The sequence below is a fragment of the Streptomyces huasconensis genome (assembly GCF_021028635.1).
GTDB lineage: Bacteria > Actinomycetota > Actinomycetes > Streptomycetales > Streptomycetaceae > Streptomyces > Streptomyces huasconensis.
In genome coordinates this window covers 7,065,691-7,090,944 of record NZ_CP086119.1, presented here as the reverse complement: position 1 = coordinate 7,090,944, position 25,254 = coordinate 7,065,691, and the positions used below count along the sequence as shown (strand labels likewise).

Annotated in this window: 25 protein-coding genes; 13 read left to right on the top strand and 12 right to left on the bottom strand. The window is 73.4% G+C overall.

The window, feature by feature from the left end:
• Positions 1–30 precede the first annotated feature (30 nt).
• Positions 31–564, top strand: coding sequence for a nucleoside/nucleotide kinase family protein (locus J2N69_RS31650; RefSeq protein ID WP_230903766.1), 534 nt, complete (start codon positions 31–33; stop codon positions 562–564).
• 65 nt (positions 565–629) lie between these two features.
• Here the strand turns inward: J2N69_RS31650 and J2N69_RS31645 are convergent, their stop codons facing one another.
• A complete protein-coding gene (locus tag J2N69_RS31645; RefSeq protein WP_230903765.1) occupies positions 630–1,175 on the bottom strand; it encodes a phage holin family protein in 546 nt (181 codons plus the stop codon).
• A gap of 164 nt (positions 1,176–1,339) precedes the next feature.
• On the opposite strand from J2N69_RS31645, the gene J2N69_RS36760 reads away from it, so the two are divergent.
• Together J2N69_RS36760 and J2N69_RS31640 are read left to right on the top strand one after the other, a co-directional pair.
• Positions 1,340–1,417, top strand: coding sequence for a 50S ribosomal protein bL37 (locus J2N69_RS36760; protein ID WP_372486533.1), 78 nt, complete (start codon positions 1,340–1,342; stop codon positions 1,415–1,417).
• 175 nt (positions 1,418–1,592) lie between these two features.
• Positions 1,593–1,949 carry a VOC family protein gene (locus tag J2N69_RS31640; RefSeq protein WP_127910478.1) on the top strand — a complete coding sequence of 119 codons (357 nt, stop codon included), beginning with the start codon at positions 1,593–1,595 and terminating at the stop codon, positions 1,947–1,949.
• Here the strand turns inward: J2N69_RS31640 and J2N69_RS31635 are convergent.
• From J2N69_RS31635 to J2N69_RS31610, 6 genes are all read right to left on the bottom strand, one after another.
• Positions 1,939–2,496, bottom strand: a complete 558-nt coding sequence (locus J2N69_RS31635; protein WP_230903764.1) for a GNAT family N-acetyltransferase — start codon at positions 2,494–2,496, stop codon at positions 1,939–1,941. The genes J2N69_RS31640 and J2N69_RS31635 overlap by 11 nt on opposite strands.
• Positions 2,497–2,520: 24 nt before the next feature.
• A complete protein-coding gene (locus tag J2N69_RS31630) occupies positions 2,521–4,302 on the bottom strand; it encodes a CocE/NonD family hydrolase (protein ID WP_230903763.1) in 1,782 nt (593 codons plus the stop codon).
• Between the two features lie 186 nt (positions 4,303–4,488).
• Positions 4,489–5,418 (bottom strand): S66 peptidase family protein, encoded by a 930-nt coding sequence (locus J2N69_RS31625; protein ID WP_230903762.1) that lies wholly within the window; start codon positions 5,416–5,418, stop codon positions 4,489–4,491.
• Positions 5,415–7,400, bottom strand: coding sequence for a S9 family peptidase (locus tag J2N69_RS31620; RefSeq protein ID WP_230904953.1), 1,986 nt, complete (start codon positions 7,398–7,400; stop codon positions 5,415–5,417). The genes J2N69_RS31625 and J2N69_RS31620 overlap by 4 nt, the downstream gene beginning before the upstream one ends.
• Before the next feature lie 26 nt (positions 7,401–7,426).
• Positions 7,427–8,797 carry a M20/M25/M40 family metallo-hydrolase gene (locus J2N69_RS31615; RefSeq protein ID WP_230903761.1) on the bottom strand — a complete coding sequence of 457 codons (1,371 nt, stop codon included), beginning with the start codon at positions 8,795–8,797 and terminating at the stop codon, positions 7,427–7,429.
• Complete coding sequence (locus J2N69_RS31610; RefSeq protein ID WP_230903760.1) at positions 8,790–9,623, bottom strand: M55 family metallopeptidase; 834 nt, start codon at positions 9,621–9,623, stop codon at positions 8,790–8,792. Before J2N69_RS31610 ends, J2N69_RS31615 begins: the two co-directional genes overlap by 8 nt.
• A 193-nt stretch (positions 9,624–9,816) precedes the next feature.
• Here J2N69_RS31610 and J2N69_RS31605 point away from each other — a divergent pair, with 193 nt between their 5' ends.
• Positions 9,817–10,578: an NAD(P)H-dependent oxidoreductase gene (locus tag J2N69_RS31605; protein WP_230903759.1), complete on the top strand. Its 762-nt coding sequence runs from the start codon at positions 9,817–9,819 to the stop codon at positions 10,576–10,578.
• A gap of 37 nt (positions 10,579–10,615) precedes the next feature.
• Here J2N69_RS31605 and J2N69_RS31600 read toward each other — a convergent pair whose 3' ends face one another.
• Positions 10,616–10,984: an ArsR/SmtB family transcription factor gene (locus J2N69_RS31600; protein WP_230903758.1), complete on the bottom strand. Its 369-nt coding sequence runs from the start codon at positions 10,982–10,984 to the stop codon at positions 10,616–10,618.
• A 102-nt stretch (positions 10,985–11,086) separates the two neighbouring features.
• Between J2N69_RS31600 and J2N69_RS31595 the strand changes: the two genes are divergently transcribed.
• On the top strand, positions 11,087–13,090 hold the full coding sequence (locus J2N69_RS31595; RefSeq protein WP_230903757.1) for a heavy metal translocating P-type ATPase: 2,004 nt from the start codon (positions 11,087–11,089) through the stop codon (positions 13,088–13,090).
• Positions 13,091–13,127: 37 nt separating this feature from the next.
• Here J2N69_RS31595 and J2N69_RS31590 read toward each other — a convergent pair whose 3' ends face one another.
• Together J2N69_RS31590 and J2N69_RS31585 are read right to left on the bottom strand one after the other, a co-directional pair.
• Positions 13,128–13,556 (bottom strand): Fur family transcriptional regulator, encoded by a 429-nt coding sequence (locus J2N69_RS31590; RefSeq protein ID WP_230903756.1) that lies wholly within the window; start codon positions 13,554–13,556, stop codon positions 13,128–13,130.
• A gap of 74 nt (positions 13,557–13,630) precedes the next feature.
• Complete coding sequence (locus tag J2N69_RS31585) at positions 13,631–14,605, bottom strand: GHMP family kinase ATP-binding protein (protein ID WP_230904952.1); 975 nt, start codon at positions 14,603–14,605, stop codon at positions 13,631–13,633.
• Positions 14,606–14,790: 185 nt separating this feature from the next.
• On the opposite strand from J2N69_RS31585, the gene J2N69_RS31580 reads away from it, so the two are divergent.
• From J2N69_RS31580 to J2N69_RS31555, 6 genes are all read left to right on the top strand, one after another.
• Positions 14,791–15,780, top strand: a complete 990-nt coding sequence (locus J2N69_RS31580) for a pyridoxal-phosphate dependent enzyme (RefSeq protein WP_230903755.1) — start codon at positions 14,791–14,793, stop codon at positions 15,778–15,780.
• Positions 15,781–15,843: 63 nt separating this feature from the next.
• Positions 15,844–16,689: a Rossmann-like domain-containing protein gene (locus J2N69_RS31575; protein ID WP_230903754.1), complete on the top strand. Its 846-nt coding sequence runs from the start codon at positions 15,844–15,846 to the stop codon at positions 16,687–16,689.
• Positions 16,686–17,978: an MFS transporter gene (locus tag J2N69_RS31570; RefSeq protein ID WP_230903753.1), complete on the top strand. Its 1,293-nt coding sequence runs from the start codon at positions 16,686–16,688 to the stop codon at positions 17,976–17,978. Before J2N69_RS31575 ends, J2N69_RS31570 begins: the two co-directional genes overlap by 4 nt.
• Complete coding sequence (locus J2N69_RS31565) at positions 17,975–19,072, top strand: FecCD family ABC transporter permease (protein WP_230903752.1); 1,098 nt, start codon at positions 17,975–17,977, stop codon at positions 19,070–19,072. Before J2N69_RS31570 ends, J2N69_RS31565 begins: the two co-directional genes overlap by 4 nt.
• 1 nt (position 19,073) lies before the next feature.
• The gene (locus J2N69_RS31560; protein WP_230903751.1) at positions 19,074–19,847 is read left to right on the top strand and encodes an ABC transporter ATP-binding protein; all 774 of its coding nucleotides are present in this window, start codon (positions 19,074–19,076) and stop codon (positions 19,845–19,847) included.
• 62 nt (positions 19,848–19,909) lie between these two features.
• Positions 19,910–20,905: an ABC transporter substrate-binding protein gene (locus tag J2N69_RS31555; RefSeq protein ID WP_230903750.1), complete on the top strand. Its 996-nt coding sequence runs from the start codon at positions 19,910–19,912 to the stop codon at positions 20,903–20,905.
• 20 nt (positions 20,906–20,925) lie between these two features.
• On the opposite strand, the gene J2N69_RS31550 is transcribed toward J2N69_RS31555, so the two are convergent.
• Both J2N69_RS31550 and J2N69_RS31545 read right to left on the bottom strand, forming a co-directional pair.
• Entirely contained in the window at positions 20,926–21,801 is an 876-nt protein-coding gene (locus tag J2N69_RS31550; protein WP_230903749.1) for an SMP-30/gluconolactonase/LRE family protein, read from the bottom strand.
• Entirely contained in the window at positions 21,801–22,568 is a 768-nt protein-coding gene (locus tag J2N69_RS31545; RefSeq protein WP_230903748.1) for an IclR family transcriptional regulator, read from the bottom strand. The genes J2N69_RS31550 and J2N69_RS31545 overlap by 1 nt, the downstream gene beginning before the upstream one ends.
• 286 nt (positions 22,569–22,854) lie before the next feature.
• Between J2N69_RS31545 and J2N69_RS31540 the strand changes: the two genes are divergently transcribed.
• Positions 22,855–24,021, top strand: coding sequence for a mandelate racemase/muconate lactonizing enzyme family protein (locus tag J2N69_RS31540; protein ID WP_230903747.1), 1,167 nt, complete (start codon positions 22,855–22,857; stop codon positions 24,019–24,021).
• On the top strand, positions 24,018–25,244 hold the full coding sequence (locus J2N69_RS31535; RefSeq protein WP_230903746.1) for a zinc-dependent alcohol dehydrogenase: 1,227 nt from the start codon (positions 24,018–24,020) through the stop codon (positions 25,242–25,244). The genes J2N69_RS31540 and J2N69_RS31535 overlap by 4 nt, the downstream gene beginning before the upstream one ends.
• Positions 25,245–25,254: the final 10 nt, after the last annotated feature.

Genomic DNA, 25,254 nt, shown 5'->3' with positions numbered 1-25,254 from the left:
GGGAGCCGTACGCGCTGGCAGGCTCCCTGCATGGAGACCGTGGAAGCACTGCTCATCGGGGGCCGGTCCGGAGCCGGCAAGTCATCGGTCGGCCTGGAGGTCGCCGCTCGGCTTCGGGCGGCGGACGTCGGCCACGCCCTGATCGAGGGCGACCTCCTGGACGCGGTGCACCCCGCGCCGCCGGACGACCCGCACCGCTCGTCGATCACGCGGCGCAACCTCGCGGCGCTCTGGACCACGTACGCGGAACTCGGCTGCCGCCGACTGGTCTACACGAACACCGCGAGCGTGCTCGCCGACGAGGAGTCGCTGTTCACGCGCGCGCTGCACGGGCCGCGCCTCATCCGCGTCCTCCTGACCGCGACGGACGCCACGGCCGAGCAGCGGCTGCGCGGACGCGAACGCGGCTCCGAACTCGCCCGGCAGCTGCGCCGCAGCGCGTTCATGGCCCGCCACCTGGACACCCACGCGGCCCCCGCCACCCACCGTGTCGCCACCGACGGCCGGGACGTCGCGGCCATCGCGGCGGAGGTGGTGGCGACGACCGGCTGGTTGCCTGACTAACTGCCCGACTGGCCGCCTGACCAGGTGAGGGGCCATCAGGCCGCGCCCGCTCCTCCTCGCCTGCGTCAGTGTTCCCGGTGCTCCCCGCGCTCCCCCTCACCCCCGCGAGGGGCGGGCACGCGAGGGGCAGCCGCAGGCGGGGCGGCAGGGGCGGTGGGCGCGGCAGGCGCCGTGGGCGGCATCGGCGGGGCCGCGGGGGCAGGCGGCACGTCGGCCGCAGGGGCCGCAGGGGCCGCAGGGGCCGCAGGGGCCGCAGGGGCCGCAGGGGCCGTGTACCGGTCGGCGGCGCCGGAACGCCCCGCCCGCGGACGGGCCGCGTTGCGCAGCAGCAACGCCGCGGTGCCGAGCAGCGCGGCCACGATCAGGGCCGCCGCCCAGTCCGGCAGGACGAGGTCGAGGGCCAGTCCGGCGGCCAGCGCGACGGCGGCGCCCGCGTAGAGCGCGGTGGCGCCCAACGCGGCGTAGAGCGTGGCCTTGCGCCGCTGCTTCTTGGTCTGCTCGCGGAACTCCTCGCGCAGTTCGGCACGGATCGCGCGGACCAGCTCGTCGGTCAGGGCCTTGTCGAACGGCTGCTTGTCGAGGCCGGTCACAGGTTTCTCGGGACCAGTCATGGCGGCCGGGTACCCGAGGGCACCGGCCGGTAACGGGCCCGGCCGCCGCGAGGGCGGGGCTTTGTGACACAGCACACACCTTGGCGAGTTCGCCACTTGGGTAGGCGGCGCGTGATCGCCCGGGTTCGCGCCCGGGAAGCACCACCAGATACACGGAGGTATCCATGTCCTCGAAGCGACGCCGCAAGAAGAAGGCCCGCCGCAAGAACGGCGCGAACCACGGCCGCCGTCCCCAGTCCTGAACGGCGGGCGCGCGAACGGCCGGAGGGCGGCACCGCACGGTGCCGCCCTCCACCACGCTTGCCGCACCGCCGAGTTGGGGCGACCTCCTCGTCGGAGGCGGTGGCGAGGGGGCGGGCAATCATGAAATCGTTGCGGAGCCGTTGGCCGGTCACAGAGGTGAGGGCGTTGCCAATCATGGAGATCCTGGGAACCACGCTGCGCGTGTGCGTCGAGGACCTGGAGTCCTCGGTCGCGTTCTACGAGCGCCTCGCGGGCGGCAAGGCGATGCGCTTCGAACGCGGTGGCGTGTCCGTGGCCGCGGTCGGCTGCTTCCTGCTGATGAGCGGCCCGGAAGAGGAACTGGAAGTGCTCCGCAAGGTCACGGCGACCATCGCGGTGCGGGACGTCGACGAGGCGTACGCCGTGCTCAACGCCTCCGGTGCCCGGGTCATCGCGGGCCCCGTCCCGACGCCCGCCGGGCGCAATCTCATCGCGATGCACCCGGACGGCTCCGTCTTCGAGTACGTGGACCGCCGCGCCGTCACGGAGTGACGGCGGTGATCGCCCAGCGTTCATGGTCGCGCCAGGCACCGTCGATGTGGAGGAAGTCCGGGGAGAAACCCTCCAGCCGGAACCCGTGGCGGCGCACCAGGGCGATGGAGGCGGCGTTGCCCGGCTGGATGTTCGCCTCCAGGCGGTGCAGCCGCAGTTCCCCGAAGGCGTACCCCATGACGAGGCCGAGCCCCTCGCTCAGCAGTCCGCGGCCCGCCGCGTGGGCGAAGGCCCCGTAACCGAGCGCCCCGCAGCGGAAGGCGCCGTGGACGATGTTGTTGATGTTGATGAATCCCGCGAGGGCACCGCTGTCCCGCTCACAGACGAGGAAACCGGCCTTGGCGGGGTCCTCAAGAAGCGACGCGGCATAGGTCCGGTACGCGTCGTCCGTGGTCGGCGGGAAGAGCCAGGGGCGGTGCAGTTCCTGGCTCTCGCGGGCGCGGGCGGTGAACTCGGCCCCGTCCGCGAGGCTGAAGTGGCGTATGCCTACGCGGGGGCCTTCGGCAAGATGGCGGCGGGTGTGGTCACAGGTGTGCGGATCGGGCATCGGGCCACGTTATCGCCACCGTCGTCACCGGTGACGTCCGTGGCGGACCACGGGCAGGTCGAGGACGCCGGTGTCCTGGGGGGCGCTGGTCACCGTGACCGGCTTGACGCCCTTGTTGCCGAGGTACGCGCCGTCGCTCGCCGCCACCACGAACCGCAGCCGGTGGCCTTTGTCGTAGCGGTGCACGATGCCCGGCAGCGACACGGTGAACGGCTTCGTCACGTCGGGCACCCGCACGGGCGAGACGAGCCGGTGGACGAGGGTCTTCTTGCCGTCGGGCGCCACGTCGTAGAGCTTGGCGAAGAGGACCAGCTTGTCGGCGGCGTCACCCGAGTGCTGCACCCGCTCGGTCCGCGGTGAGAACACCTTCAGCGTGGCCCTGGGGGCGCCGACGACGTCCATCGCCTCGGTGAGGGGCTCGGTCGTCCAGTCCAGGTAGGTGCCCTTGGTGTCGTACGGGGCGGGGTCGGGCAGCCCGATCAGCCCGGCGAGGGAGGACTCCGAATGGCTCGTCGGCACCAGCCGATTGCGGTACTCGCGGCTGCCGCGCGCCACCTCGGCGCGGCTGTCGACGAGCTTGCCGTCGCCGGACAGATACAGGGTGCGGTTGCGCGGGGGCACCTGGGAGGCGGTGGCGTAGGTGCGGTCCGGGTCGCCGATCCAGTCGCGGTGGTAGGCGAAGGCGGGGCCGGTGGTGACGCCCTGCTTCTTGTGGAGGTAGCGGTCGAACCAGGCGAGGATGCGCCTGCCGACGTAGGAGGTCTCCAAGTTCCCCTCGTCCAGGTTCAGTTCGCCCGACGCGGCGTCCCGCACGCCGCCGCTGTGGCCCCAGGACTGCCAGATCATCTTCGCCGGGGTGCCCTGCGCCGTGAGCGTGCGGTACGTCGCCTCGGCCTCGTTGAGGTTGAAGAGGGTGTCGGCCTGGCCCTGCACGAGGAGCGTGGGCGCCTTCACCTTGTGCAGGTACGAGACCGGGGAGACGCCGCGCGCGTACTCCTGGAGGGCCTTCGTCCTGTCCGCCGGGTAACGGCCGGAGTTGAGCGTGCGGATCGTCTCGCAAACCTTGGTGACGAAGTGCAGGCAGCCGAGACGGTTGACGCGGGACGGATCGAGGTTCGGGACGAGCAGCGGCTGGCCCTCGCCGATGAGGTAGAAGCCGTTCATCCACTGCCACTTGGCGGCGCCGGGGACGGAGCGGTCGGCGGCGTTGTTCGGATCGAGGGAGTAGGCCAGGTCGTGCCAGGTGATCATCGGGACGAGGGCGTCGACCCGGTGGTCCACGGCGGCGGTCGCGAGCTGGACGGCGCCGCCGTACGAGCCGCCGATCATGCCGACCCGCGGGTCGCCCGCGCCGTCGGCGGTGACGTAGTCCGCCTTGGTGCCGTCGTCGGCGGCGCGCTCACCGGCGAGGAAGTCGACCAGCCCGGAGGCGGCCTTGCCGTCGATGCCCGGCTCGTCGAGGGAGATCAGACAGCCGGACCTGCCGAAGCCGAGGCCGGAGTAGACCAGAGCGACGTAACCGCGCTCGGCGAACGCCTTGCCGACCGCGGCGGTCGAGCCGTCGGACTTGCTGCCGCCGAAGCCGTTGGTGGAGAGCACCGCGGGGGCGGGGTGCGCGGCGTCCACCCCGGCGGGCCGGTACAGGTCGGCGTCGACGGTGCAGTTCCTGCCGCCCGCCGGGACGGTGAACTTCAGCTCGGTGACGGTGTACTGCCCCGCCGCGCCGGCCGGGGCGGGCGCGGCGACGGCGAGCGGCGCGGCGAGCGCCGCCGCTGCGGCGAGGGTCAGGGCACGGCGACGGGACAAGGGGACCTCCACGCTGAGGACTTCCGGCAGCTGACGGCCAGAGCCCGGCGGCGCCTGGGCAGCTGGTACCGGCCTGACGTCTACTGACCGGTACTACCGGCCCCGCTCATGTTGTGACACGTGTCAGAGCGAGGTCAACGACCGTGACGGACGTTTCTTGCGGAGCGTCCCCGCGGAGCACACGCGTCAGGCCAGCGCCGGGACGTCCAGCGTCAAGGTCCCCGCGTCCGCGTCCAGTTCGCCCGCCACGCCGAACGGCACCGTCAGCGCCCCGTCGCAGTGCCCGAACCCGAACTCCTCGACCACGGGCACCCCGAGGCCGCCGAGCCGGTCGGCGAAGAGGCGGCGCACCATGTCGTACGGCGTGCACTGCTCCCAGGAGCCGAGGGCGATCCCCGCGACCCCGTCCAGCCAGCCGACGCGCAGCAGCTGGGTGAGGATGCGGTCCAGGCGGTAGGCCTCCTCGCCGATGTCCTCCAGGAGCAGCAGCCCGCCGCGCGCGCCGGGCCGCGCTTCCGGTGTGCCGAGTCCGGCGGCGAGCAGCGACACGCAGCCGCCGAGCGTGACGCCGCGAGCCCGGCCGCCCACCAGGGGCGTGGCGCGCGGGGGCGCGGTGATCACCCGTACCTCCTCCGGGGTGAACAGGGTGGCCCGCAGGTGGTTCTGGGCGTCCGCGTTCTTGAGGAAGTCGGCCGCGGCGGTCATGGGGCCGTGCAGCGTGGCGAGGCCGAGCCGCGTGGCGAACGCCTCGTGCAGCGCGGTGATGTCGCTGTAGCCGAGGAACACCTTGGGCCCGGCCGCCCGCATGGCCGCCCAGTCGAGGAGGTCCGCCATGCGCTGGGCGCCGTACCCGCCGCGGGCGCAGAACACGGCGGCCACGGACGGGTCGCACCAGGCCCGCTCCAGGTCGCGGGCGCGGTCGGCGTCCGTTCCCGCGAGGTAGTCGAACTCCCGGTGGCGGTCCCGTACATGGGGCATGACGAGCGGGTCGAGGTCCCAGCCGCGCAGGATGTCGAGGCCCGCCGCCAGACGTTCCTCCGGGACGGGACCGCTCGGCGCGACGACGGCGACGCGCGCGCCGGGGGTCAGGCGCGCGGGCCGTGCGAGGGGTTTCACTTGCCGAGCTCCAGGGTCGGCGGGGGCCCGGCGAGGTCGAGGCGGAACACCTGCGCGTAGAGGGAGAGTTCGGCCTCCAGGGCGCGGACCATCGTGTCGGCGCGGCGGAAGCCGTGCCCCTCCCCCTCGAAGGCGATGTAGGCGTGCGGGATGCCGCGCCCGGCCATCTCGGCGAGGAACCGTTCGGACTGGGCGGGCGGACAGATGACGTCGTCGAGCCCCTGGAGGAGCAGGAAGGGCGCGGTGACGCGCTCGGCGTGCCGCAGCGGCGACCGCTCCGCGTACCGCCCCGGCACCTCGTCGCACGGCCCGAGGAGGGATTCCAGGTACCGCGATTCCAGGTCGTGGGTCTCGCCCGCGAACGCCGTGGGGTCGAGCACCGGATAGATGAGGGTCCCGCAGGCGTAGACGTCGGTGGTGGCCAGCGACACGGCCGCGGTCCAGCCGCCCGCGCTGCCGCCGCGGATCGCGAGGCGGTCGCGGTCGGCGGTGCCCTCGTCGGCCAGGGCCAGGGCGACGGCGGCGCAGTCCTCGACGTCCACGATGCCCCACTGCTCGCGCAGCCGTTCGCGGTAGGCGCGTCCGTACCCGGTGGAGCCGCCGTAGTTGACCTCGGCGACGCCGATGCCGCGCGAGGTGAAGTAGGCGATGGCCAGGTCCAGGACGAGGGGTGCGCGGCCGGTGGGGCCGCCGTGCGCCCACACCACGTAGGGCGGCAGTTCGTCATCGGGTGCGACGTGGCCGGGGTGGTGCGGCGGGTAGATGTGGGCGTGGACGGTGCGTCCCGCGGGGCCGGCGAAGGCGCGGATCTGAGGTTCGGGGTAGTACGTGGGGTCCACCGGGTCGCCGTGGGCGGCGCCGACGACGCGGGCGTGGCCGGTGCCGGTGTCCAGTTCCACGACCTCGGGCGCGCTGCGCGGGCTGGCGGCGACGCCGAGCACGCGGGGGCCGTGCGCGGCGACGGTGGAGGCCCACTCCGTCCAGGGGCCCGCCGCGTCGACGACTTCACCGGTCTCGGGGTCGAGTATGCCGAGCGCGGTGGCGCCCGTGCCGTGCACGACGGCGATGAGCCCGCTGTCCAGCGGCGCGAACCAGGTGAGGCCGGTCTGCCACAGGGGTCCGGCGAACTCCTCCTCGCGGGGGCAGAGCGCGCGCACGCCGCACGGGTCGTCGGCGCTCGCGCGGTAGAGGTTCCACCAGCCGGTGCGGTCACTGGAGAACAGCAGGCGCCCGTCCGGCGCCCACTCGACCTGTGCGATGGACTCCTCGGGGCCGCCGGCGAAGACGCGGGCCGCGCCGAAGGTGCCGTCGTCCCGCACGTCGGCGAGGACCAGGTCCGTGCCGTCCCACGGCATGCGGGGGTGGTCCCAGCCGATCCAGGCGGCGCGGGCGCCGTCCGGCGACAGGCGCGGTCCGGTGACGAACCGGTGGGCGCCGTCGGACAGTTCGCGCACCGCGCCGCGGTCCTCGGCCGCCGAGCCGTCGAGCGGCACCGCGGCGATGACGCGGCGCACGTCGGTGGGCTCGGGTCCGGTGAACTCCTCCAGGACGCACCACACTTCGCCCCGGTCGGGGCGGAGCAGCGGTTCGGCCCAGCGCAGGCCGCCGCCGATCTCACCGGCCGGCGTCAGCGGGCGGGGCGCGGCGGCGTCCGGGGCGTCGGGCTCGTACGCGTACAGGCGCTGGTCGGCGAAGTTCGCGAAGACGAGCAGCGGTCCCTCGGGGCGGTCCGCCCCGGCCCAGGGGCGGCCGCCGTACTCGACGACGCGGCTGCGCACGTTCCACGGCGGGGGCAGCACCGAGCGCTCCTCGCCGTCGGGGAGGCGGCGCACCAGGGCGCGGCGGCCGCCCTCGGTGGGGCGCGGTTCGGTCCACCACGCCTCGCCGCCGACGAAGCCCACGTGCCCCGGCGCGCCGTCGTGGGCGGCGGCCAGCTCGGCGTCGATCGGCGACGGCCATGATCCGTACGCCCGGGTCTGCATCATGTCCTTTACTTCCCCCATTTTTCTCAGGCCGTGCGCAGAAAGCGGTCGAGGACACGGACGCCGAAGTGCAGCGCGTCGACGGGGACGCGTTCGTCGACTCCGTGGAAGAGCGCCTGGTAGTCGAAGCCCTCCGGAGTTCTCAGCGGCGAGAAGCCGTAGCCGGTGATGCCGAGCCGCGAGAACTGCTTCGCGTCCGTCCCGCCCGACATGCAGTAGGGCACGACGTGCCCCTCGGGCGCGAACTCCTCGACGGCCGCCCGCATCTTCGCGTACGTCGGCGAGTCGACCGGCGCCTGGAGCGCCACCTCGCGGTGGTGGAACTCCCAGTCCACGTCAGGGCCGGTGAGCAGGTCAAGCGTGTGGCGGAACTCTTCCTCGCCGCCGGGCAGAAAGCGGCCGTCCACGTAGGCCACGGCTTCCCCGGGGACCACATTGACCTTGTAACCCGACTGGAGCATCGTCGGGTTGGCGCTGTTGCGGACGGTCGGCTCGACGAGCGCGGCGGTCGCGCCGAGCTTCTCCAGGAAGGCGTCGACGTCGAAGCCGGGTGCCTCGGGGTCGCTCTCCAGGCCGTAGAGCGCGGCCAGTTCGACGAGCGAGGCGCGCACGGTGGGGGTGAGCCGGACCGGCCAGCGGTGCTCGCCGATGCGGGCGACGGCGGCGGCCAGTCTGCTCACGGCGTTGGCGCGGTTCACCTTGGAGCCGTGGCCCGCCTTGCCGCGCGCGGTCAGCTTGAGCCAGCCGGTGCCGCGCTCGCCCGCCGCGATCGGGTACAGCTGGTTGCCGCGCCCGTCGTGGAAGGTGAAGGCGCCCGACTCGCTGACGCCTTCCGTGCAGCCCTCGAAGAGCGGGGCGTGCCGGTCGGCGAGGAACCCGGAGCCGTCGGCGGCGCTGGCCTCCTCGTCGGCGGTGAAGGCGATGACGATGTCCCGCCGGGGCCGCACCCCGGCCCGCGCCCACCCGCGGACGACCGCCAGGATCATGGCGTCCATGTTCTTCATGTCGATCGCGCCGCGGCCCCAGACGACGCCGTCGCGGATCTCCCCGGAGAACGGGTCCACGCTCCAGTCGGCCGCCTCGGCGGGCACGACGTCGAGGTGGCCGTGGACCAGCAGCGCGTCGGCGCCGGGGTCGGTGCCCTCGACGCGGGCGACGACGTTGGTGCGGCCCGGGGCGCGTTCCAGGAGGGTGGGGGTGAGGCCGGCGTCGGCGAGGCGTTCGGCGGCGTACTCGGCGGCGGGCCGCTCCCGGCAGTCGCCGCCGCCGCGGTTGGTGGTGTCGATGCGGATCAGCTCGGAGGTGAAGGCCACGACCTCGTCGAGCGCCCGCGCGTCCACCTGGTCGTGGTCGGTGTGGTCGGTGGGTTCCCCGGGCTCCTGCTGCTGGTCAGCCATACTGCTCCTCCACGGCGGCGGAGGCGATCGTCGTAACCGCCTTGAAGGTACGAATCCCCTGGTACATCGTCCCGCTGTCGTACGCGACCTTGCGCTCCCCCGTACGGCGCACCCCGGGGACGACGGTCGAGGCCATCGCCAGGTGCTCGGCGTCGAACTCGACCTCCACGGTGAACGGCCCGCCGGTCACCGGTTCGTGCCGCACGGCGAGCGCGGCGGCGTCCTTCGCGGCGGCCCGGATGTCGGCGGCGGTGCGGGCGGGGGTGCGGCAGACGGCGGCGTAGCGCGACACGTGGTCCTTGACGGCGACCTTCAGGGCGCCGGGGGCGTAGCCGAGGGCGTCCTCGCAGGCCAGGTCGTCGCCGGTGACGAGCACCACGGGGACGCCGTACTCGGCGACGACGTGTGCGTTGAGCAGGCCTTCGCTGGCGCGTACGCCGTCGAGCCAGACGCCGGTGATCTGGTTGGCGAGGTAGGTGTGCGCGAGGACGCCTTCCATGCCGGCGCCCGCGTGGTAGCCGAGGAAGGCGACGCCGTCCACGTCGCCGTGCTGCACGCCCTCGACCATGGAGAGCGCCTTGTGCCGCCCGGTGAGCATCTGGGCCCGCTCGTCGAGCTGCTCCAGGAGGAGGTTGCGCATGGTCCAGTGCGCTTCGTTGACGAGCACCTCGTCGGCGCCGCCGTCGAAGAAGCCGAGCACGGCGGCGTTCACGTCCGAGGTGAACATCGCCCGGCACCGCTCCCATTGCGCGGTGCCCGGCAGCACGTCGGCCGGCCAGGTCACTCCGGTCGCGCCCTCCATGTCGGCGCTGATGAGGATCTTCAACAGTCCCTCTCTTCTTCCCGGCCCGGGAGGTGGAAGCTGCCGGTCGAACACCAACCCTAACCAGGGCCTCCCGCGGGCCCGCGGCACAGACGCGAAGGCAGTCGCCGGCCGTGCGTTTCCGTGGCCAGATCCTTTCAGGCCCTGGCCATCCGGCCACTCGTTGCCGCCGGGGGCGGCCCCGCAGGATCGGGGCATGAAGGTTCTCTGGATTTTCGCCCACCCGGAACAGCGCTCCCTGAACGGCTCCCTGATGGCCGAGGGCCTGCGCACCCTGGACGCGCTCGGGCACGAGCACCGCGTCTCCGACCTGTACGCCATGGGCTGGAAGGCCACCGTGGACGCCGACGACTTCGGGGGCTCCTCGCGCGGGCGTCTCTTCGTGGGGGCGGCACAGGAACGCGCCCACGCCTCGGGGGCGTTGCGCGCGGACATCGTCGGGGAGCAGGAGAAGACCGCCTGGGCGGACGCGCTCGTCTTCCACTTCCCGCTCTGGTGGTTCGGCCCGCCGGCGATCCTCAAGGGCTGGTTCGACCGCGTCCTGGTCCAGGGCTTCGGCTTCGGTCTGGCGGGGCCCGACGGCCGCACGCCGCGGTACGGCGACGGCGGCCTGGCCGGGAAGCGCGCGCTGATCGTCACGTCGGTCGGCGCCCGGGAGTCCGGCTTCGGGCCGCGCGGCATCCACGGGCACCTGGAGGAGGTGCTGTTCCCGCTGCTGCACGGGACGTTCTGGTACACCGGCATGGCCGCCCTGCCGCCGTTCGCGGTCTACGGCGCGGACCGGCTGACGGCGGCGGGCCACGCCCGCGCCACGGAGGGCCTGCGCGAGCGCCTGCGGACGCTGCCCACCGCGCGGCCGCTGCCCTACCGCCACGAGCACGGCGGTGCGTACGACGAGGATCTGGTGCTGCGGCCCGGGTTCGCGCCGGGGCGGTCGGGGGTCGGCGTCCACCGTTGAGGACGGCGTCGCAGGCCCGCGGGTGCCGCCGGGACGGCTACTCCAGGGCGTCCCGCTGCGGGAGGTCCCGCGCGCCGAGGCGCAGGTGCTCGATGTGGTAGACGGCCTCGTCCAGGAGCTGGGCCACGTGGTTGTCGTAGAGGCTGTAGACGATGCGGCGGCCCTGCCGGGAGCCGGTGACGAGGCCGAGGGCGCGCAGCAGGCGCAACTGGTGGGAGACCGCGGACTGTTCCATGCCGACGGCCTCGGCGAGGGCGCCGACGCCGCACGGTCCCTGGCGCAGCTTGGTGAGGATCATCAGCCGGGACGGCGTGGCGAGCGCTTGCAGGGTGGCGGCGATCGTGGCGGCGGAGTCCGCGTCCAGGTGCGCGGCAGGGGTGATCTCGCTGTCGACTCCGTGTCCCATGCGGCAATCCTACTCGTCGTATATTTGAAGAGGTCTTCATGTATTCGGCTATGGTGGACGGACCGTCCCCCGAAGCGTCCCCGAACACGAGGTGTGCCCTCCATGTCCTCCGCCCTGGTGGGCGACCGGCCGAGCCCGGGCTCCGCAACCGCCGCTCCCGCACCGGCGCGCCGCACGCGGCTGACCACCCTGCCCGAGGTCCGCTGGGCCGCGCTCGCCACGGCCGCCTTCCTGCTCGGGTTCCCGCTGGACCTCGCCGGGGCGCCCGCCTGGACGTGGGGCCCCCTCTACGCCCTGTGTTACGCGGCCGGCGGCTGGGAGCCGGGCGTGGCGGGGCTGCGGGCGCTGCGGGAGCGGAGCCTTGACGTCGACCTGCTGATGGTGGTGGCGGCGCTGGGCGCGGCGGCCATCGGGCAGTTCCTCGACGGCGGCCTGCTCATCGTCATCTTCGCGGTGTCCGGCGCGTTGGAGGCGCTCGCGACGCGGCGCACGGCGGACTCCGTGCGCGGCCTGCTGGATCTCGCGCCCGCGATGGCGCTGCGGATCGACGCGGACGGCGGCGAGGAGCGGGTGGCGGCGGCCGCGCTGCGGATCGGCGACACCGTGCTCGTACGGCCCGGCGAGCGGCTGCCCGCCGACGGCACCGTGCTCGACGGCAGCGGCGAGGTCGACCAGGCCACCATCACCGGGGAGCCCCTGCCGGTGGCGAAGGAGGCGGGCGACGAGGTGTTCGCGGGCACCCTCAACGGCACGGGCGCGCTGCGCGTACGCGTCGGCCGGGACCCCGCGGACTCCGTCATCGCCCGCATCGTGGCGATGGTGGAGGAGGCGAGCGGGACCAAGGCGCCCACGCAGCTGTTCATCGAGAAGGTCGAGCAGCGGTACTCGGTGGGCGTGGTGGTGGCCACCCTCGCGCTCTTCACGGTGCCGCTCGCCTTCGGCGCCGCGTTGACCGAGACGCTGCTGAGGGCCATGACCTTCATGATCGTGGCCTCGCCGTGCGCGGTGGTGCTCGCGACGATGCCGCCGCTGCTCTCGGCGATCGCCAACGCGGGGCGGCACGGCGTGCTCGTGAAGTCGGCGGTGGTGATGGAGCGGCTGGGCGCGGTGACCAAGGTCGCCCTGGACAAGACGGGCACGCTCACCGAGGGCGCGCCCCGCCTCACCGGCATCCGGACGCTGCCGGGTTCGGACCTCACCGAGGACGAGGTGCTGGCGCTGGCCGCGGCCGCCGAGCACCCGAGCGAACACCCGTTGGCGCGCGCCGTGGTCGGCGCCGCCCGCGAGCGCGGTCTCGCCCTGGCGGACGCGGGGGACTTCGCCGCCGCCCCGGGGCACGGCGTCCGCGCGGTCGTCGCGGGCCGCACCGTCCGGGTCGGCAGCCCGGACCGGCTCCTCGCCGCCGACGAGGCTTCTCGTACGTCGGTCATGGCGGTGGAGGCGATGACGCGGGCCGCGGCGGACCACGACGCCCGCACGGCCGTCCTGGTGGTGGTCGACGGCGTCCCCGCGGCCCTGCTGCGCCTCGCCGACCTGCCGCGCACGGGGGCCGCCGAGGCGGTCGCGGGCCTGCGTGAACTGACCGGCTCCTCCCCGGTGCTGCTGACCGGCGACACCGCCGACGCCGCGGCGCGCCTCGCGCGGGAGACGGGCATCGAGGACGTCCGGGCGGGGCTGCTGCCCCAGGACAAGGTGGCGGCCGTGCGGGAGTGGGAGAAGCGGGGCGAGCGGGTCCTGGTCGTCGGGGACGGCGTGAACGACGCGCCCGCGCTCGCCGCCGCGCACACCGGTGTCGCGATGGGCGGGACGGGCTCCGACCTGGCTCTGGAGACCGCCGACGCGGTGGTGGTGCGGGACGAACTCGCGGCGGTGCCCGCCGTCGTGGCACTCTCCCGGCGCGCCCGGCGCGTGGTGGTGCAGAACCTCGTCATCGCCTCCGTGTGCATCGGCGCGCTGGTGATCTGGGACCTGGCGGGCCATTTGCCGCTGCCGCTGGGGGTGGCGGGGCATGAGGGGTCCACGGTGCTGGTGGGCCTCAACGGCTTGCGGCTGCTGCGGGGTTCGGCCTGGCGGCAGGGTGGTGCCGCGGCCGGGCGACGCGGCTGACTCCCCGGAGCCGACGGGCGGGGCGCGCCGCCCCCCGTCACGTCCGGCCCTCCGGGTGGGCTCCGCCGTCCGGCGTGGCGTCGGCGGGGCGGCGGCACCGCCCGCAGACTCCGCTGAGTTCGAGGGTGTGCTCCAGTTCCGCGTAGCCGGTGCTCTCGGCGAGGCGCGCGGCCCACGCCTCGACGTCGTGCGCGTCGACCGGCCGGCTGCGGCCGCAGCGGCGGCAGATGAGGTAGTGGCGGTGCTCGTCGGTGGGGCGCCGCAGGTAGAGCCGCTCGCCGGATTCGTCCCGTACGACGTCGACGAGTCCGGCGCGGTCGAGTTCCCGCAGCGCGCGGTAGACGGTGGTGAGCCCGACCCCGCTGCCGAGCCCGGCGAGCAGGGCGTGCAGTTCCTGGGCGGAGACGAACTCCCGGCACCGGCCCAGCGTTTCGAGCACCGCGGCGCGCTGCGGGGTCCTGCGCACGCCGGTCACCGCTCGCCCGCCTGCCGCCCGGGGGCGGCCTCCTCGCGCTCCCTGCGGCTCGGTGGCCCCCGCGCTCACGGCACCCCCTCCCCCGCCGTCACCGTCGCGCGCGAGGCGCCCCCCGGGCCGGCGCCCCGAAAGCTGAGCGTCCGGTAGACCGAGACGCCGCCCGCCAGCTCTGCGCACGCCTGCGAGGCCGCCGTCACCCGGCGGGTGTACGCGGGGTCGGTGGCGTCGAGCAGGACGCCGAGAGTCGTGCCGCTGTGCCCGACCGCCACGCCGAGGCCGCCGACCTCGCGGCAGATGGCCCGCATCGGCTCCAACAGCCTCTTGTGGCGCAGGCGTTGGTTCATCAGGGCGCTGCGGGTGGCGACGCGGCCGACCTCCGCGAGGTCCCGCGCGCGCACCGCGTCGGTGAGCCGAGCGAGCAGGGCGGCGTACGTCCCGCGGTCCGCGGCGGTGAACGGCTTGGGGATGCGGTTGAAGTCCACGGTGTCGACCGAGCCGCCCTCGTCGACGCCGACCACGGCCATGGCGGGCAGTGACCCGAGGACCGCGCGCAGCCGCACGCTGCGGTGGTGGAAGGCGACGATCGCGGGGTAGAGCACGCCGTCGGTGGGTTCGATGCGGGACAGGAGCCGTTCGATGCGGGCGGGGGGCATGGGGACGCCGAGGGCCCGGCCGACGGCCCGTGCGGTGGCGACCAGATCGGCGGAGGAGCTGGCGAGCCCCTTGCCCTCGGGGATGACGCTGCTGACGGTGAGGGTCCCGCCGCGCGCGGACCGCGCGCCGCGCGGCGCCAGGTCGGCGATCATGCGGGCCAGCCGCAGCGCCTTCGTCTTGCGGGGCGGCCAGACCTCCAGCTCGCCCGATGCGGACTCCTGGCGGTAGGTGGCCATGCTCCAGCGGGCGACGGGCAGCGTCACGAGGAAGTCCCCGTCCTCCTCGGGCAGCACGCCTTGGAGCAGCTCCCCGAAGGTGCCGAAGGCGGTGCCGACACCGGTCGCCGCCCCTGGCCCGGCCCCTCTCGGCGGCCCCTGGCGCGGCAGACGAGCCCTGGCTCCGGCCTCCTGGGACAGCTTCACGCGACTCCTCTCGACACGGCGGGCCGCGACTCGGCGCCCCGCCCCTCCCGGACAGTGTGCCGACTCTACCCGGTCTTGACAATCATTTTCATCTAGTGTGATGCTCTCGGCGTCTTCCGCTCCGACGTCCCAACGGGGGGACCCACGCCATGCATCCACACATCGCCGAAGCGGTGAAGAAGCCCGACCTCATATCCCTCGAACCCGACCTGGCCTGCCTCCGGTTCGAGACCATGAAGATCTACTCGGCTCTCGGAGCCGTCCGCCACCTCCTCGACACGGGCGCCGTCCAACCCGGCGACACCCTGATCGACAGCTCCAGCGGCATCTACGCCCAGGCCCTGGCACTGGCCTGCCACCGCTACGGCATGAAGTGCCACATCGTCGGCTCCACCACCGTGGACCGCTCGACCCGCGTCCAGCTGGAGATACTCGGCGCCACCCTGGAACAGGTCGCGCCCTCCAAGAACCTCCGCCTGGACCAGGAGTTGAGGGTGCGGCGCATCGCCGAGATCCTGGCCGCCAACCCCTCGTACCACTGGATGCGGCAGTACCACGACGCCATCCACTACTACGGCTACCGCGAGGTCGCCGCGTCGATCGACGCCGGCATTCCGACGGGCCCCCTCGCGCTCGTCGGCGGCGTGGGGTCGGGCGCCTCCACGGGGGCCATCGCCACGTATCTGCGCGAGGCCGGGCGGGACGTGAAGCTCGTCGGCGTACAGCCCTTCGGCAGCGTCACCTTCGGCTCCGAGCACGTCGCCGACCCGGACATGATCATCGCCGGGATCGGCAGCGCCATCGAGTTCCAGAACGTCCGGCACGACCTGTACGACCGCGTGCACTGGGTCAACTTCGACTGCGCCGTCTCCGGAGCGGTCGCCCTGCTGCGCACCAGCGGCATCTTCGCCGGACTCTCCGCGGGCGCCGCGTACCTGAGCGCCCTGTGGGAGCGGCGCGGGGACGGCTCGCGCACGTACGTCTTCATCGCCGCCGACACGGGCCACCGCTACGTCGACAGCGCCTACGCCCGGCACGAACAGGCCCTGGACATCGACACGTTGAAGCCGCACGAGATCACCTCGCTCGACCGGCTGCGCCACCCCTGGTCCACCACGGCCTGGCCCGTCACCTCCTGACCCCTTTTCGACCGCCGACCGCTTCGGCCCCCTCAACACCCCCGCAGATCAAGAGAGAACACCATGTCGCGTCCCATACCCCCGCCCCCCACCACCGTCGCGGAGCTGACGGAGGCCGTCCTCGCGGGCGAGCACGGCCCCGATCCGGCCGGTCTCACCGTCACCAGCGCGTTCTGGCTCTACCACACCACCCGGCTGGCCGGCGGCGACGTCACCTACCACAACCACTACCTGCTGCTGCGCGTCGGCGACTCCTTCGGCGCGTGCTCCTTCGAGGCGGGCGAACTCGCCCCGGAGTTCTGCGAGAACGCCTCGGGCCACTCCCTCGAAAAGCTGCTGCGCGACGAGTCCGCGCCGGTACGGACCGCCGCCCTCGACGCCTATCTCTCCCGGGTGCGCCCGCACCGCGACGCCGACGACGCCGAGCGCGTCACGCTGCCCACCGGCACGCCGGAGGTCCGCGCCCAGGCGCGCGACGCCGCCGTGGCGGGGCTGCTCGACATCGAGCCCGGCGCCAAGGTCGCCCTGATCGGCGTCGTCAACCCGCTGGTCGCGGCGATCCGGGAGCGCGGCGGCGTCTGCCTGCCCTGCGACCTGAACCTGCGGACGACCGCGTGGGGCGACCCCGTGACCGACGACATGACCGAGGTCCTCGCGCAGGCCGACGCGGTGGTCGCCACCGGCATGACGCTCAGCAACGGCACCTTCGACCTGATCCTGCGGCACTGCGTCGAGCACCGCGTCCCGCTGACCGTCTACGCCCAGAGCGGCAGCGCCGTCGCCCGCGCCTTCCTCGGCGCGGGCGTCACCGGACTCAACGCCGAGCCGTTCACGTTCTCCCAGTTCAGCGCCGACGCCACGCCGATGTACCGCTACCGCGCCGCCCTCGCGAACGGAGCGGGTGCGTGAGCGTCGACGCCGTGAAGGGCCCCGCGACGGACAAGGCGGAGGAGCCGGTCCCGGGTGATCTGCGCATGGCCCGCACCCTGTGGCCGGTGCTGCTCGCCTCGGCGGTGGGCCTCCTGCCGTTCACCGTCTTCAGCACCTACCTCGTGCCGATCGCCGACGAGGCGGGGAGCGGCGTCGCCGCGATGGGCGGCCTGCGCGGGCTCGGCGGTCTCGCCGCGCTGCTGGTGGGCACGGCCCTGGCCCCGCTGATCGACCGGGTGCCGAAGGAGCGGGCGGCGGCGGGCGCGCTCGTCGCCCTCGGGGCCTCCGCCGCGCTCGGCGCCAGCGGCGACTTCCTCCTGCTCGCCGTGTTCTGCCTGCTCGTCGGCGCGAGTACGGCCGTCCTGAACCCGGCGCTGACGGCCGCCGCCGCCGACCGCTTCGGCACCGGCAAGGCCGCCGGGCGCGCCGCGACCCTCGTCACCGCCACGCAGTCGATGACCGCCATGCTCGCGGCGCCCGTCATCGCGCTGCCCGCGCTGTTCTGGGGCTGGCAGGGCGACCTGTTCGCCGTCACGGTGGTGGCGCTGCTGCTCGCGGCGGTCTTCGTGGCCCGCCGCAAGAAGGACACCTCCCCGCAGGACGCCCCCGACGCGCGACGTCTTGGCTACCTCGCCTCGTTCAAGGCGCTGGCCGCCGTGCGCGGGGTGGTGCCGCTGCTGCTCATCGGCTTCCTGCGCACCGCCGTGTTCATGGGCTACCTGTCGTACCTCGCGGCCTTCTACGAGGAGCGGTTCGACCTCGACGCCGGGCTGTTCGCCTTCGTGTGGACGCTCAGCGGCGCGTCGTTCTTCGTCAGCAACCTCCTCACCGGCCGCGTCACCAACTCCGCCGCGCCGCGCGTCACCACCGAACGCATGCTCGGCATCGGTCTGACCGCCGCCCTCGTCTCCGTCGTCGGCTTCTACTTCACGCACTGGCTGCCGCTCGCCCTCGCCATGACCGCGCTGCACGCGGCGAGCCACGCGGTCGTCGCCGCGTGCGTGGTCAGCCTCATCGTGCGGCGCTGCGGCACCTCGCTGCGCGGCTCGGCGCTGAGTCTCAACGCGGCGGGCCAGAGCCTCGGCGTGTTCGTCGGCGCGGCGCTCGGCGGCGCGGGCCTCGGCCTCGCCGGCTACCCCGGCACCGCCGCCGTCTTCGGCACCCTGGTCGTCGCCGCGCTCGGCGCGACGGTCCTGGTGCGGCGCGCGTCCCACGGTGACGACGAAGCCGACGCCGCCGACGCCGAAAAGGAGGCCGGATCAGCATGAGCACCCTCACGGAGGCGGTGCCCGCGCGCCCTCGGGCCGCCGTCCGCGACCGGCTCGCCTCGCCGGGGGCCCTGGCCCTGACCTGCGTCGCGCTCTTCCTCGTCCTGGTCGCGTCCGTCGTCGTGGCCATCGGTCTGGGCGCCGCCTTCGTGACGCCCGCCGAGACGGCCCGCTATCTGTGGGCGGCGCTCACGGGCGGGCGCATCGGCGCCGACGAGACGACGACGTACCAGATCATCTGGCAGATCCGCACCCCGCGCGTGCTGCTCGCCGCGCTGGTGGGGGCCGGGCTCAGCGCGGTCGGCGTCGCCATCCAGGCGATGGTGCGCAACGCCCTCGCCGACCCCTTCGTCCTCGGCGTCTCCTCCGGGGCGTCGGTCGGCGCCGTCGCGGTGACGGTCACCGGGGGCCTGGCCGCGCTCGGGGTGTACGCCGTGTCGGCCGGGGCGTTCCTCGGGGCGCTCGTCGCGTCGTTCCTCGTGTACGTCGCCTCGTCCAGCGGCGGTGTCCTCTCGCCGCTGCGGCTCGTCCTGACCGGCGTCGCCATGTCCCTGGGCTTCCAGGCCGTGATGAGCGTCATCATCTACTTCGCGCCGGACAGCGAGGCGACCGGCATGGTCCTGTACTGGACCATGGGCAGCTTCGGCGCCGCCAGTTGGGCCGCGCTGCCCGTCGTCGCCGCGGCCGTCCTGCTCGGCCTCGCCGTGCTGTACCGCCACGGCCGCGCCCTGGACGTGCTGGCGCTCGGCGACGAGACCGCGGCGAGCCTCGGCCTGAGCCCCGACCGGCACCGCAGGTCGCTGCTGGTGCTGGTCTCGCTGGTCACCGGCGTGATGGTGGCGGTGAGCGGCGCCATCAGCTTCGTGGGGCTCGTCATGCCGCACCTGGTGCGCATGGTGGTCGGCGCCGGACACGCCCGGGTCCTCGCCGTCGCCCCGCTGGTCGGCGCCCTCTTCATGGTCTGGGTCGACCTGCTGTCCCGGACGGTGGTCGCGCCGCGCGAACTGCCGCTGGGCGTCATCACCGCGCTCGTCGGAGTGCCGGTGTTCATCGCGCTGATGCGCCGCAAGGGCTATGTGTTCGGGGGCCGTTGAGATGGAGTTGCGAATCGAGGGGCTCGGCGTCGTCATCGACGGCAAGAGCCTGGTGCGGGACCTCTCGCTCGACGCGGGCAGCGGCGAGGTCGTCGGCCTCGTCGGCCCGAACGGCAGCGGCAAGTCGACCGCGCTGCGCTGCGTCTACCGCGCGCTGCGCCCGGCCACCGGGACGGTGCGGGTCGGCGGCGACGACATCGCGGGCCTGTCGATGCGCCGCAGCGCGCAGCTCGTCGCCGCGATGACGCAGGACGGCGCCGTCGACCTGGACTTCACCGTCGAGGAGGTCGTCGCGCTCGGCCGGGCCCCGCACCAGCGGGGCAACCAGGCGCTCAGCGGGCGTGAACGGGAGCTGTGCGCGCGGGCGATGGAACGGCTCGACATCGTCCACCTGGCCAAGCGGGGCGTCCTGACCCTCTCCGGCGGGGAGCGCCAGCGCGTGCTGCTGGCCCGCGCCCTCGTCCAGGAGCCCCGCGTCCTGGTGCTCGACGAGCCGACCAACCACCTCGACGTGCGCCACCAGATCGAGATGCTCTCGCATCTGCGCGGCGCCGGGCTGACCGTCCTGGTCGTGCTGCACGACCTCAACCTCGCGGCCGCCGCCTGCGACCGGATCGGGGTCCTGTCCCAGGGGCGCCTGGTGGCTTCGGGGCCCCCCGCCGACGTACTCACCGAGAGCCTGGTCGCCGATGTGTTCGGCGTGAAGGCGACGGTCGTGCCGCATCCGCTGACCGGTGATCCGCAACTGCTGTACGCGCTGCACCCCTCCCTCTGACCCGGCCTCGCACCCCATGCCCCGCACCCCGCGGGGCCACCTCTGAAAGGCACCACATCCCCATGTCACACACCCGGTCCATCGCCCTCGGGTCCGCGCTCGCGGCCGCGCTGCTGCTGAGCGGCTGCGGCGCCGAGGTCGAGGCGGACGGCGACGCCAAGGCGTCCGAGAAGACCACCGTCAAGAGATGCGGTGAGCCCGTCTCCTACAAGGTGCCCGAGCGCGCCGTGGCCTACGAGGGCGGCAGCGCCGACAAGTTGTTCAGCCTCGGCCTGACGAAGCACGTCCACGGGTACGTGATGCCGCCCGCCAACCCGCCGGTGACCGAGTCGCCGTGGGCGTCGGAGTACGCCAAGGTGAAGATGCTCAGCGACGACCTGCTGAACAAGGAGATCGTCGTCGAGGCCAAGTCCGACTTCGTCGTCGCGGGCTGGAACTCCGGCTTCAGCGACCAGCGCGGCATCACCCCGAAGATCCTGGACAAGCTCGGCATCCAGAGCTTCATGCACACGGAGAGCTGCTTCAACTACCCCGGATATCCGCAGAAGGTCACGCCGTTCAACGCCCTGTACAGCGACCTGGAGCGGCTCGGGAAGATCTTCAAGGTCGAGAAGAAGGCCGATCAGGTCGTCGGGGACCTGAAGAAGCGCGTGGCCGCCGTCAAGAAGAAGGCCCCCAAGGGCGATCGGGTGCCGGTCTTCCTCTACGACTCCGGGACCGACCAGCCCTTCACCGCCGGCAGCCAGGTCCCGCCGAACGACATCATCAAGACGGCGGGCGGCCGGAACATCTTCGACGGGCTCGACGAGCGCTGGACGCAGGTCAACTGGGAGGCCGTCACCGAGGCCGAGCCCGAGGTCGTCATCATCTTCGACTACGGCGACCAGCCCGCGAAGAAGAAGATCGAGTTCCTGAAGAAGTCCCCGCACACCAAGGAGCTGCCCGCCGTCAAGAAGAACAACTTCTTCGTCCTCGACTACAACGAGGGCATCAGCGGCCCCCGCAACATCGACGGCCTGGAGAAGTTCGGGAAGTACCTGCGCGAGCTGAAGCGCTGACCCTCTCGCGGTCGGCCGGTTCAGCCCGCGAAGGGCGTGCCCGGCAGTCCCTGGCCCGCGTCCGGCACCACGAGCACCGACCCCGCCAGCGGGTGTGGGCGCTCCTGGCCGGCGCGGGCCGTGGTGATGTAGAGGTCGCGCAGGCCGGGGCCGCCGAAGGCGCAGGCGGTGGGCCGGGGCACCGGGAGGGCGATGACGCGGTCGAGCCGTCCCTCGGGGGTGTAGCGGCGGACGGCTCCGCCGTTCCACAGGGCGATCCAGACGCAGCCGTCGGCGTCGACGGTGAGTCCGTCGGGGTCGCCCGTGCCGTCCTCGATCACCGCGAACGGGCGGCGGTTCCGCGCGTGCCGTCCGTCGAAGTCGAGGACGTCGACGCGGCGCGTGGGGCTGTCGGCGTAGTACATGAGCCGTCCGTCGGGGCTCCAGCCGGTGCCGTTGCTGACGGCGACGTCGCCGAGCGGTCCGGACTGTTCGGTGGCGGTGCCGTCGGGGGCGACGCGGGTGAGGCCGCCGCCGCCCGGCGCCTCGTCATAGCGCATGGTGCCCGCCCAGAGCGCGCCGTCGGGTGAGACGGCGGCGTCATTGCCGCGGCGGCCCGGTACGGGGTCGCGCACCAGCCAGGTGAAGGACGCGCCGCCCGGTCCGTACAGGCCGATCCCGTCGCGGAGGTTGACCACCAGGCCACCGCCCGCGCGGGGTTTGGCGGCGCCGACGTGCTGTTCGGTGGCCATGACCGTGCGGCGGCCGTCGCCGGGGGCGTACGTATGGACGCGGGAGCCGAGGATGTCGACCCAGATGAGGCGCTCGCCCGCCGGGTCCCAGGTGGGACCCTCGCCGAGCAGGGCGTGTTCGCGCACGGCCACCTCGTACACGGACCTCTTGGGCGAGGCCGTCATCATGCGCCCCGGTGGCCGAGGCGGACGGAGAGGTCTCCGGCTCCCTTGGCGGCGAGGTCGGCCAGTTCCCGCTCGCGCTCCTCGCTCCAGCGGATCATCGGCACGGAGATGGACAGGGCGGCGACGACCCGGCCCGCGCTGTCGCGCACCGGCGCGGCCACGCAGCTGACGTCGGGGTTGGACTCCCGGTGCTCGACCGCGATGCCCCGCTCCCGGATCTCCGCGAGCGCGGCGGCCAGCTCGTCGGGGTCGGTGATGCTGGCGGGGGTCATCGCCGTGAACTCCCGCCCCTGTAGGCGCGCTTCGAGTTCCGGTTGCGGCAGCGAGGCGAGCAGCATCTTGCCGACCGAGGTGCAGTGCGCCGGGAGGCGGCGGCCCGCCGCGGAGACCATGCGCACGGCGTGGGTGGAGTCGACCTTGGCGATGTAGATGACGTCGGTGTCCTCCAGGATGGCGACATGGACGGTCTCGTCGCAGGTCTCGGCGACCTCGCGGGCCACCTGCTGTCCCTCGGCCGCGAGGTCGAGCTGTTCGGCGTAGCGGCTGCCGAGCTGGTAGGTGCGTACACCGAGGCGGTAGCGGCCCGGCTGGTCGGGGATCTGCGTGAGGTAGGAGCGGGCCGCCAGGGTGGTGAGCAGTTCGTGCACGGTGGTGCGCGGCAGCTGCAGCTTGCGGGTGACCTCGGGTGCGGAGAGCGTCCCGTCCCCTTCCAGGAAGAGTTCGAGTATGTCCAGCGACCTGGTCACCGCGGGAACCAGTCGTCCCATGAGGCCTCCCACCCTGAGCGTGAACCCGTGCGTCCGAAACCTCGGCCGCTGATCGGTATGACGAACACAGGTTAGGCATGGCGCCGTTCGCGGCGCAATGGCCGCCGGGGCCCGGCAGAGCGGCGGCGTCGGGCTCGGCGGCCGGGCGGGTGGCACCAAGTCGCCGCCGGGGCCGCCTCAAGACCATTCCGCGCGAGCCATTGACACCTTCCGGCCACCACAAATAACGTCACGCCAGCATTTCGAACGTGTGACGAAATACCGAACAAGTCAAGGGACAACTGCCTTGCGCATCACGGGAATCAGCACGCATGTGGTCGGAACGCCCTGGCGTAATCTCACCTACGTCCAGGTCCACACCGACGAAGGCCTGACGGGCGTCGGCGAGACGCGGATGCTCGGCCACACCGACGCGCTCATCGGCTACCTCCGCGAGGCGGAGGCCAACCACATCAAGGGGTCGGACCCGTTCGCGGTCGAGGACCTCGTGCGCCGGATGAAGTACGGCGACTACGGCCGGGCCGGCGAGATCGTGATGTCGGGCATCGCGGTCATCGAGATGGCCTGCTGGGACATCAAGGGCAAGGCGCTGGGCGTCCCCGTCTGGCAGCTGCTCGGCGGCAAGGTCACCGACCGCGTCAAGGCGTACGCGAACGGCTGGTACACCACCGAGCGCACCCCGGAGGCGTACCACAAGGCGGCCCAGGGAGTCATGGAGCGCGGCTACCGCGCGCTGAAGATCGACCCCTTCGGCACCGGCCACTACGAACTGGACCACCAACAGAGCCTGTACGCCGTGTCGTTGATCGAGGCCGTGCGGGACGCGATCGGGCCTGACGCCGAGCTGATGCTGGAGATGCACGGCCGCTTCTCGCCCGCCACGGCGGTCCGCCTGGCCCGCGATCTCGCGCCGTTCCGCCCGGCCTGGCTGGAGGAGCCGGTGCCGCCGGAGAACCTCAAGGCCCTGGAGAAGGTCGCCGCGAAGGTGGACATGCCGGTGGCCACCGGGGAGCGCATCCACGACCGGATCGAGTTCCGGGAGCTGTTCGAGAGCCAGGCCGTGGACATCATCCAGCCGGACGTCGGCCACATCGGCGGCATCTGGGAGACCCGCAAGCTGGCGGCCACCGCCGAGACGCACTACATGCTGGTCGCCCCGCACAACGTGGGCGGGCCCGTCCTGACCGCCGCCTCGCTCCAAGTCGGCTTCACCGCACCGAACTTCAAGGTCCTGGAGCACTTCAACGACTTCGCGGACGCCGACATCAAGAAGGTCGTCATGGGCGCGCCCCAGGTCGACCCGGAGACGGGCTGCTTCGAGCTGTCCCACGCCCCCGGCCTCGGCGTCGAACTCGACACCGACGCGGCCGCCGAGTTCCCGCAGCAGCAGGCCCGGTTCGACCTGTGGGCCGAGGGCTGGGAGAAGCGGTCTCCTGGCGGGGCGGGGAAGTGAGCATCCGGGTGGCCCGCGGCGACGGGCCGGGCGAGGAAGTCAATAGCCGCACGACCCGTGCCAACCGGCCCGAAGAGGAAAAGAACAACCGCACGAGCCGCGCCAACCGGCCCGGTGACGAGATGCGCCACCGCACCACCATCGCCCCCGACCGGCGGGACGAGGAAGCGGCCGGCCGCGCAGCCATCAGTGATCGGCCGCGCGCAGCCGCTCGCAGCCGCGCCGTCGTCGTCGACCGGCCGGGCGAGCACCGGCTGGTCAGCGGCGACGTCCCGGAGCCCGGCCCCGGTGAGGTTCTTGTGCGGGTGGCCGCCGCCGGGGTGTGCATGAGCGACCGCGAGGTGTACGACGGCCGTCGCGACGCCGCGTACGTGCGCTACCCCGTGACGCCGGGCCACGAGTGGTCCGGGACCGTGGCGGCGGTGGGCGCGGGCGTCGACCCCGGCCTCGTCGGGCGCAAGACCGTCGCGGAGGGGTTCCGGGCCTGCGGTGTCTGTGAGCGCTGCCGGTGCGGGGAGACCAGCCTGTGCACCGGCGGCTACGCCGAGACCGGGTTCACCGAGCCGGGCGCCTTCGCCGACCACCTCACCGTGCCCGCCCGGCTCCTGCACCCGCTGCGCGACGACGCCGACCTGCGCGCGGCGGCCCTCCTGGAGCCGTCCGCGGTGATCGCCGCCGCGGTGCGGGCGGGCCGCCCGACGCCCGGTGAGCGCGTCGCGGTGGTCGGCGCGGGCACCCTCGGCCTCCTCGCCGTACAGCTGCTCGCCGCGTCGAGCCCCGCCGAGCTGGCCGTCGTGGACCCGCGGGCGGCCCGCGGCGAGCAGGCGCGGGACTTCGGGGCCACCGCGGCCCTCTCCCCCGACGAGGCCAGGTCGGCGCACGGCCGCTTCGACCTGGTCGTGGAGACGGCGGGCGCGCCGACCACCGCCGCCTCGTCCTGCCTGCTCGCCCGCCGGGGCGGCCGGACCGTGCTCACCGGCATGTTCACGCCGGGCGCGGTCGGCATCGACCCGGTGCATCTGTCGCTGAGTCAGCTGGAGGTGCGGTCCGTGTTCGGGGCGCCGTCGTCGGCGTGGTCGGAGGCGGTGCGGGCGTTCGGGCTCGGGCTGCTGGACCCGGCCCCGCTGATCACGCACGAGTTCCCGCTGGAGCGGTTCGGGGAGGCCGTCGCGCTGGTCGGCGGGGGCGATCCGAAGGTCGGGAAGGTGCTGCTGATTCCTTGAGTCCCGGCTG

Excerpts from the sequence above, each read along its gene's own strand:
- J2N69_RS31645 (WP_230903765.1), bottom strand. The coding sequence starts at position 1,175 with ATGACTGGTCCCGAGAAACCTGTGACCGGCCTCGACAAGCAGCCGTTC.
- J2N69_RS31605 (WP_230903759.1), top strand. The coding sequence starts at position 9,817 with ATGAAGGTTCTCTGGATTTTCGCCCACCCGGAACAGCGCTCCCTGAAC.
- J2N69_RS31565 (WP_230903752.1), top strand. The coding sequence starts at position 17,975 with ATGAGCACCCTCACGGAGGCGGTGCCCGCGCGCCCTCGGGCCGCCGTC.
- J2N69_RS31600 (WP_230903758.1), bottom strand. The coding sequence starts at position 10,984 with ATGGGACACGGAGTCGACAGCGAGATCACCCCTGCCGCGCACCTGGAC.
- J2N69_RS31575 (WP_230903754.1), top strand. The coding sequence starts at position 15,844 with ATGTCGCGTCCCATACCCCCGCCCCCCACCACCGTCGCGGAGCTGACG.
- J2N69_RS31550 (WP_230903749.1), bottom strand. The coding sequence starts at position 21,801 with ATGACGGCCTCGCCCAAGAGGTCCGTGTACGAGGTGGCCGTGCGCGAA.
- J2N69_RS31560 (WP_230903751.1), top strand. The coding sequence starts at position 19,074 with ATGGAGTTGCGAATCGAGGGGCTCGGCGTCGTCATCGACGGCAAGAGC.
- J2N69_RS31640 (WP_127910478.1), top strand. The coding sequence starts at position 1,593 with ATGGAGATCCTGGGAACCACGCTGCGCGTGTGCGTCGAGGACCTGGAG.
- J2N69_RS31555 (WP_230903750.1), top strand. The coding sequence starts at position 19,910 with ATGTCACACACCCGGTCCATCGCCCTCGGGTCCGCGCTCGCGGCCGCG.
- J2N69_RS31580 (WP_230903755.1), top strand. The coding sequence starts at position 14,791 with ATGCATCCACACATCGCCGAAGCGGTGAAGAAGCCCGACCTCATATCC.
- J2N69_RS31595 (WP_230903757.1), top strand. The coding sequence starts at position 11,087 with ATGTCCTCCGCCCTGGTGGGCGACCGGCCGAGCCCGGGCTCCGCAACC.
- J2N69_RS36760 (WP_372486533.1), top strand. The coding sequence starts at position 1,340 with ATGTCCTCGAAGCGACGCCGCAAGAAGAAGGCCCGCCGCAAGAACGGC.
- J2N69_RS31635 (WP_230903764.1), bottom strand. The coding sequence starts at position 2,496 with ATGCCCGATCCGCACACCTGTGACCACACCCGCCGCCATCTTGCCGAA.
- J2N69_RS31545 (WP_230903748.1), bottom strand. The coding sequence starts at position 22,568 with ATGGGACGACTGGTTCCCGCGGTGACCAGGTCGCTGGACATACTCGAA.
- J2N69_RS31620 (WP_230904953.1), bottom strand. The coding sequence starts at position 7,400 with ATGCAGACCCGGGCGTACGGATCATGGCCGTCGCCGATCGACGCCGAG.
- J2N69_RS31615 (WP_230903761.1), bottom strand. The coding sequence starts at position 8,797 with ATGGCTGACCAGCAGCAGGAGCCCGGGGAACCCACCGACCACACCGAC.
- J2N69_RS31650 (WP_230903766.1), top strand. The coding sequence starts at position 31 with ATGGAGACCGTGGAAGCACTGCTCATCGGGGGCCGGTCCGGAGCCGGC.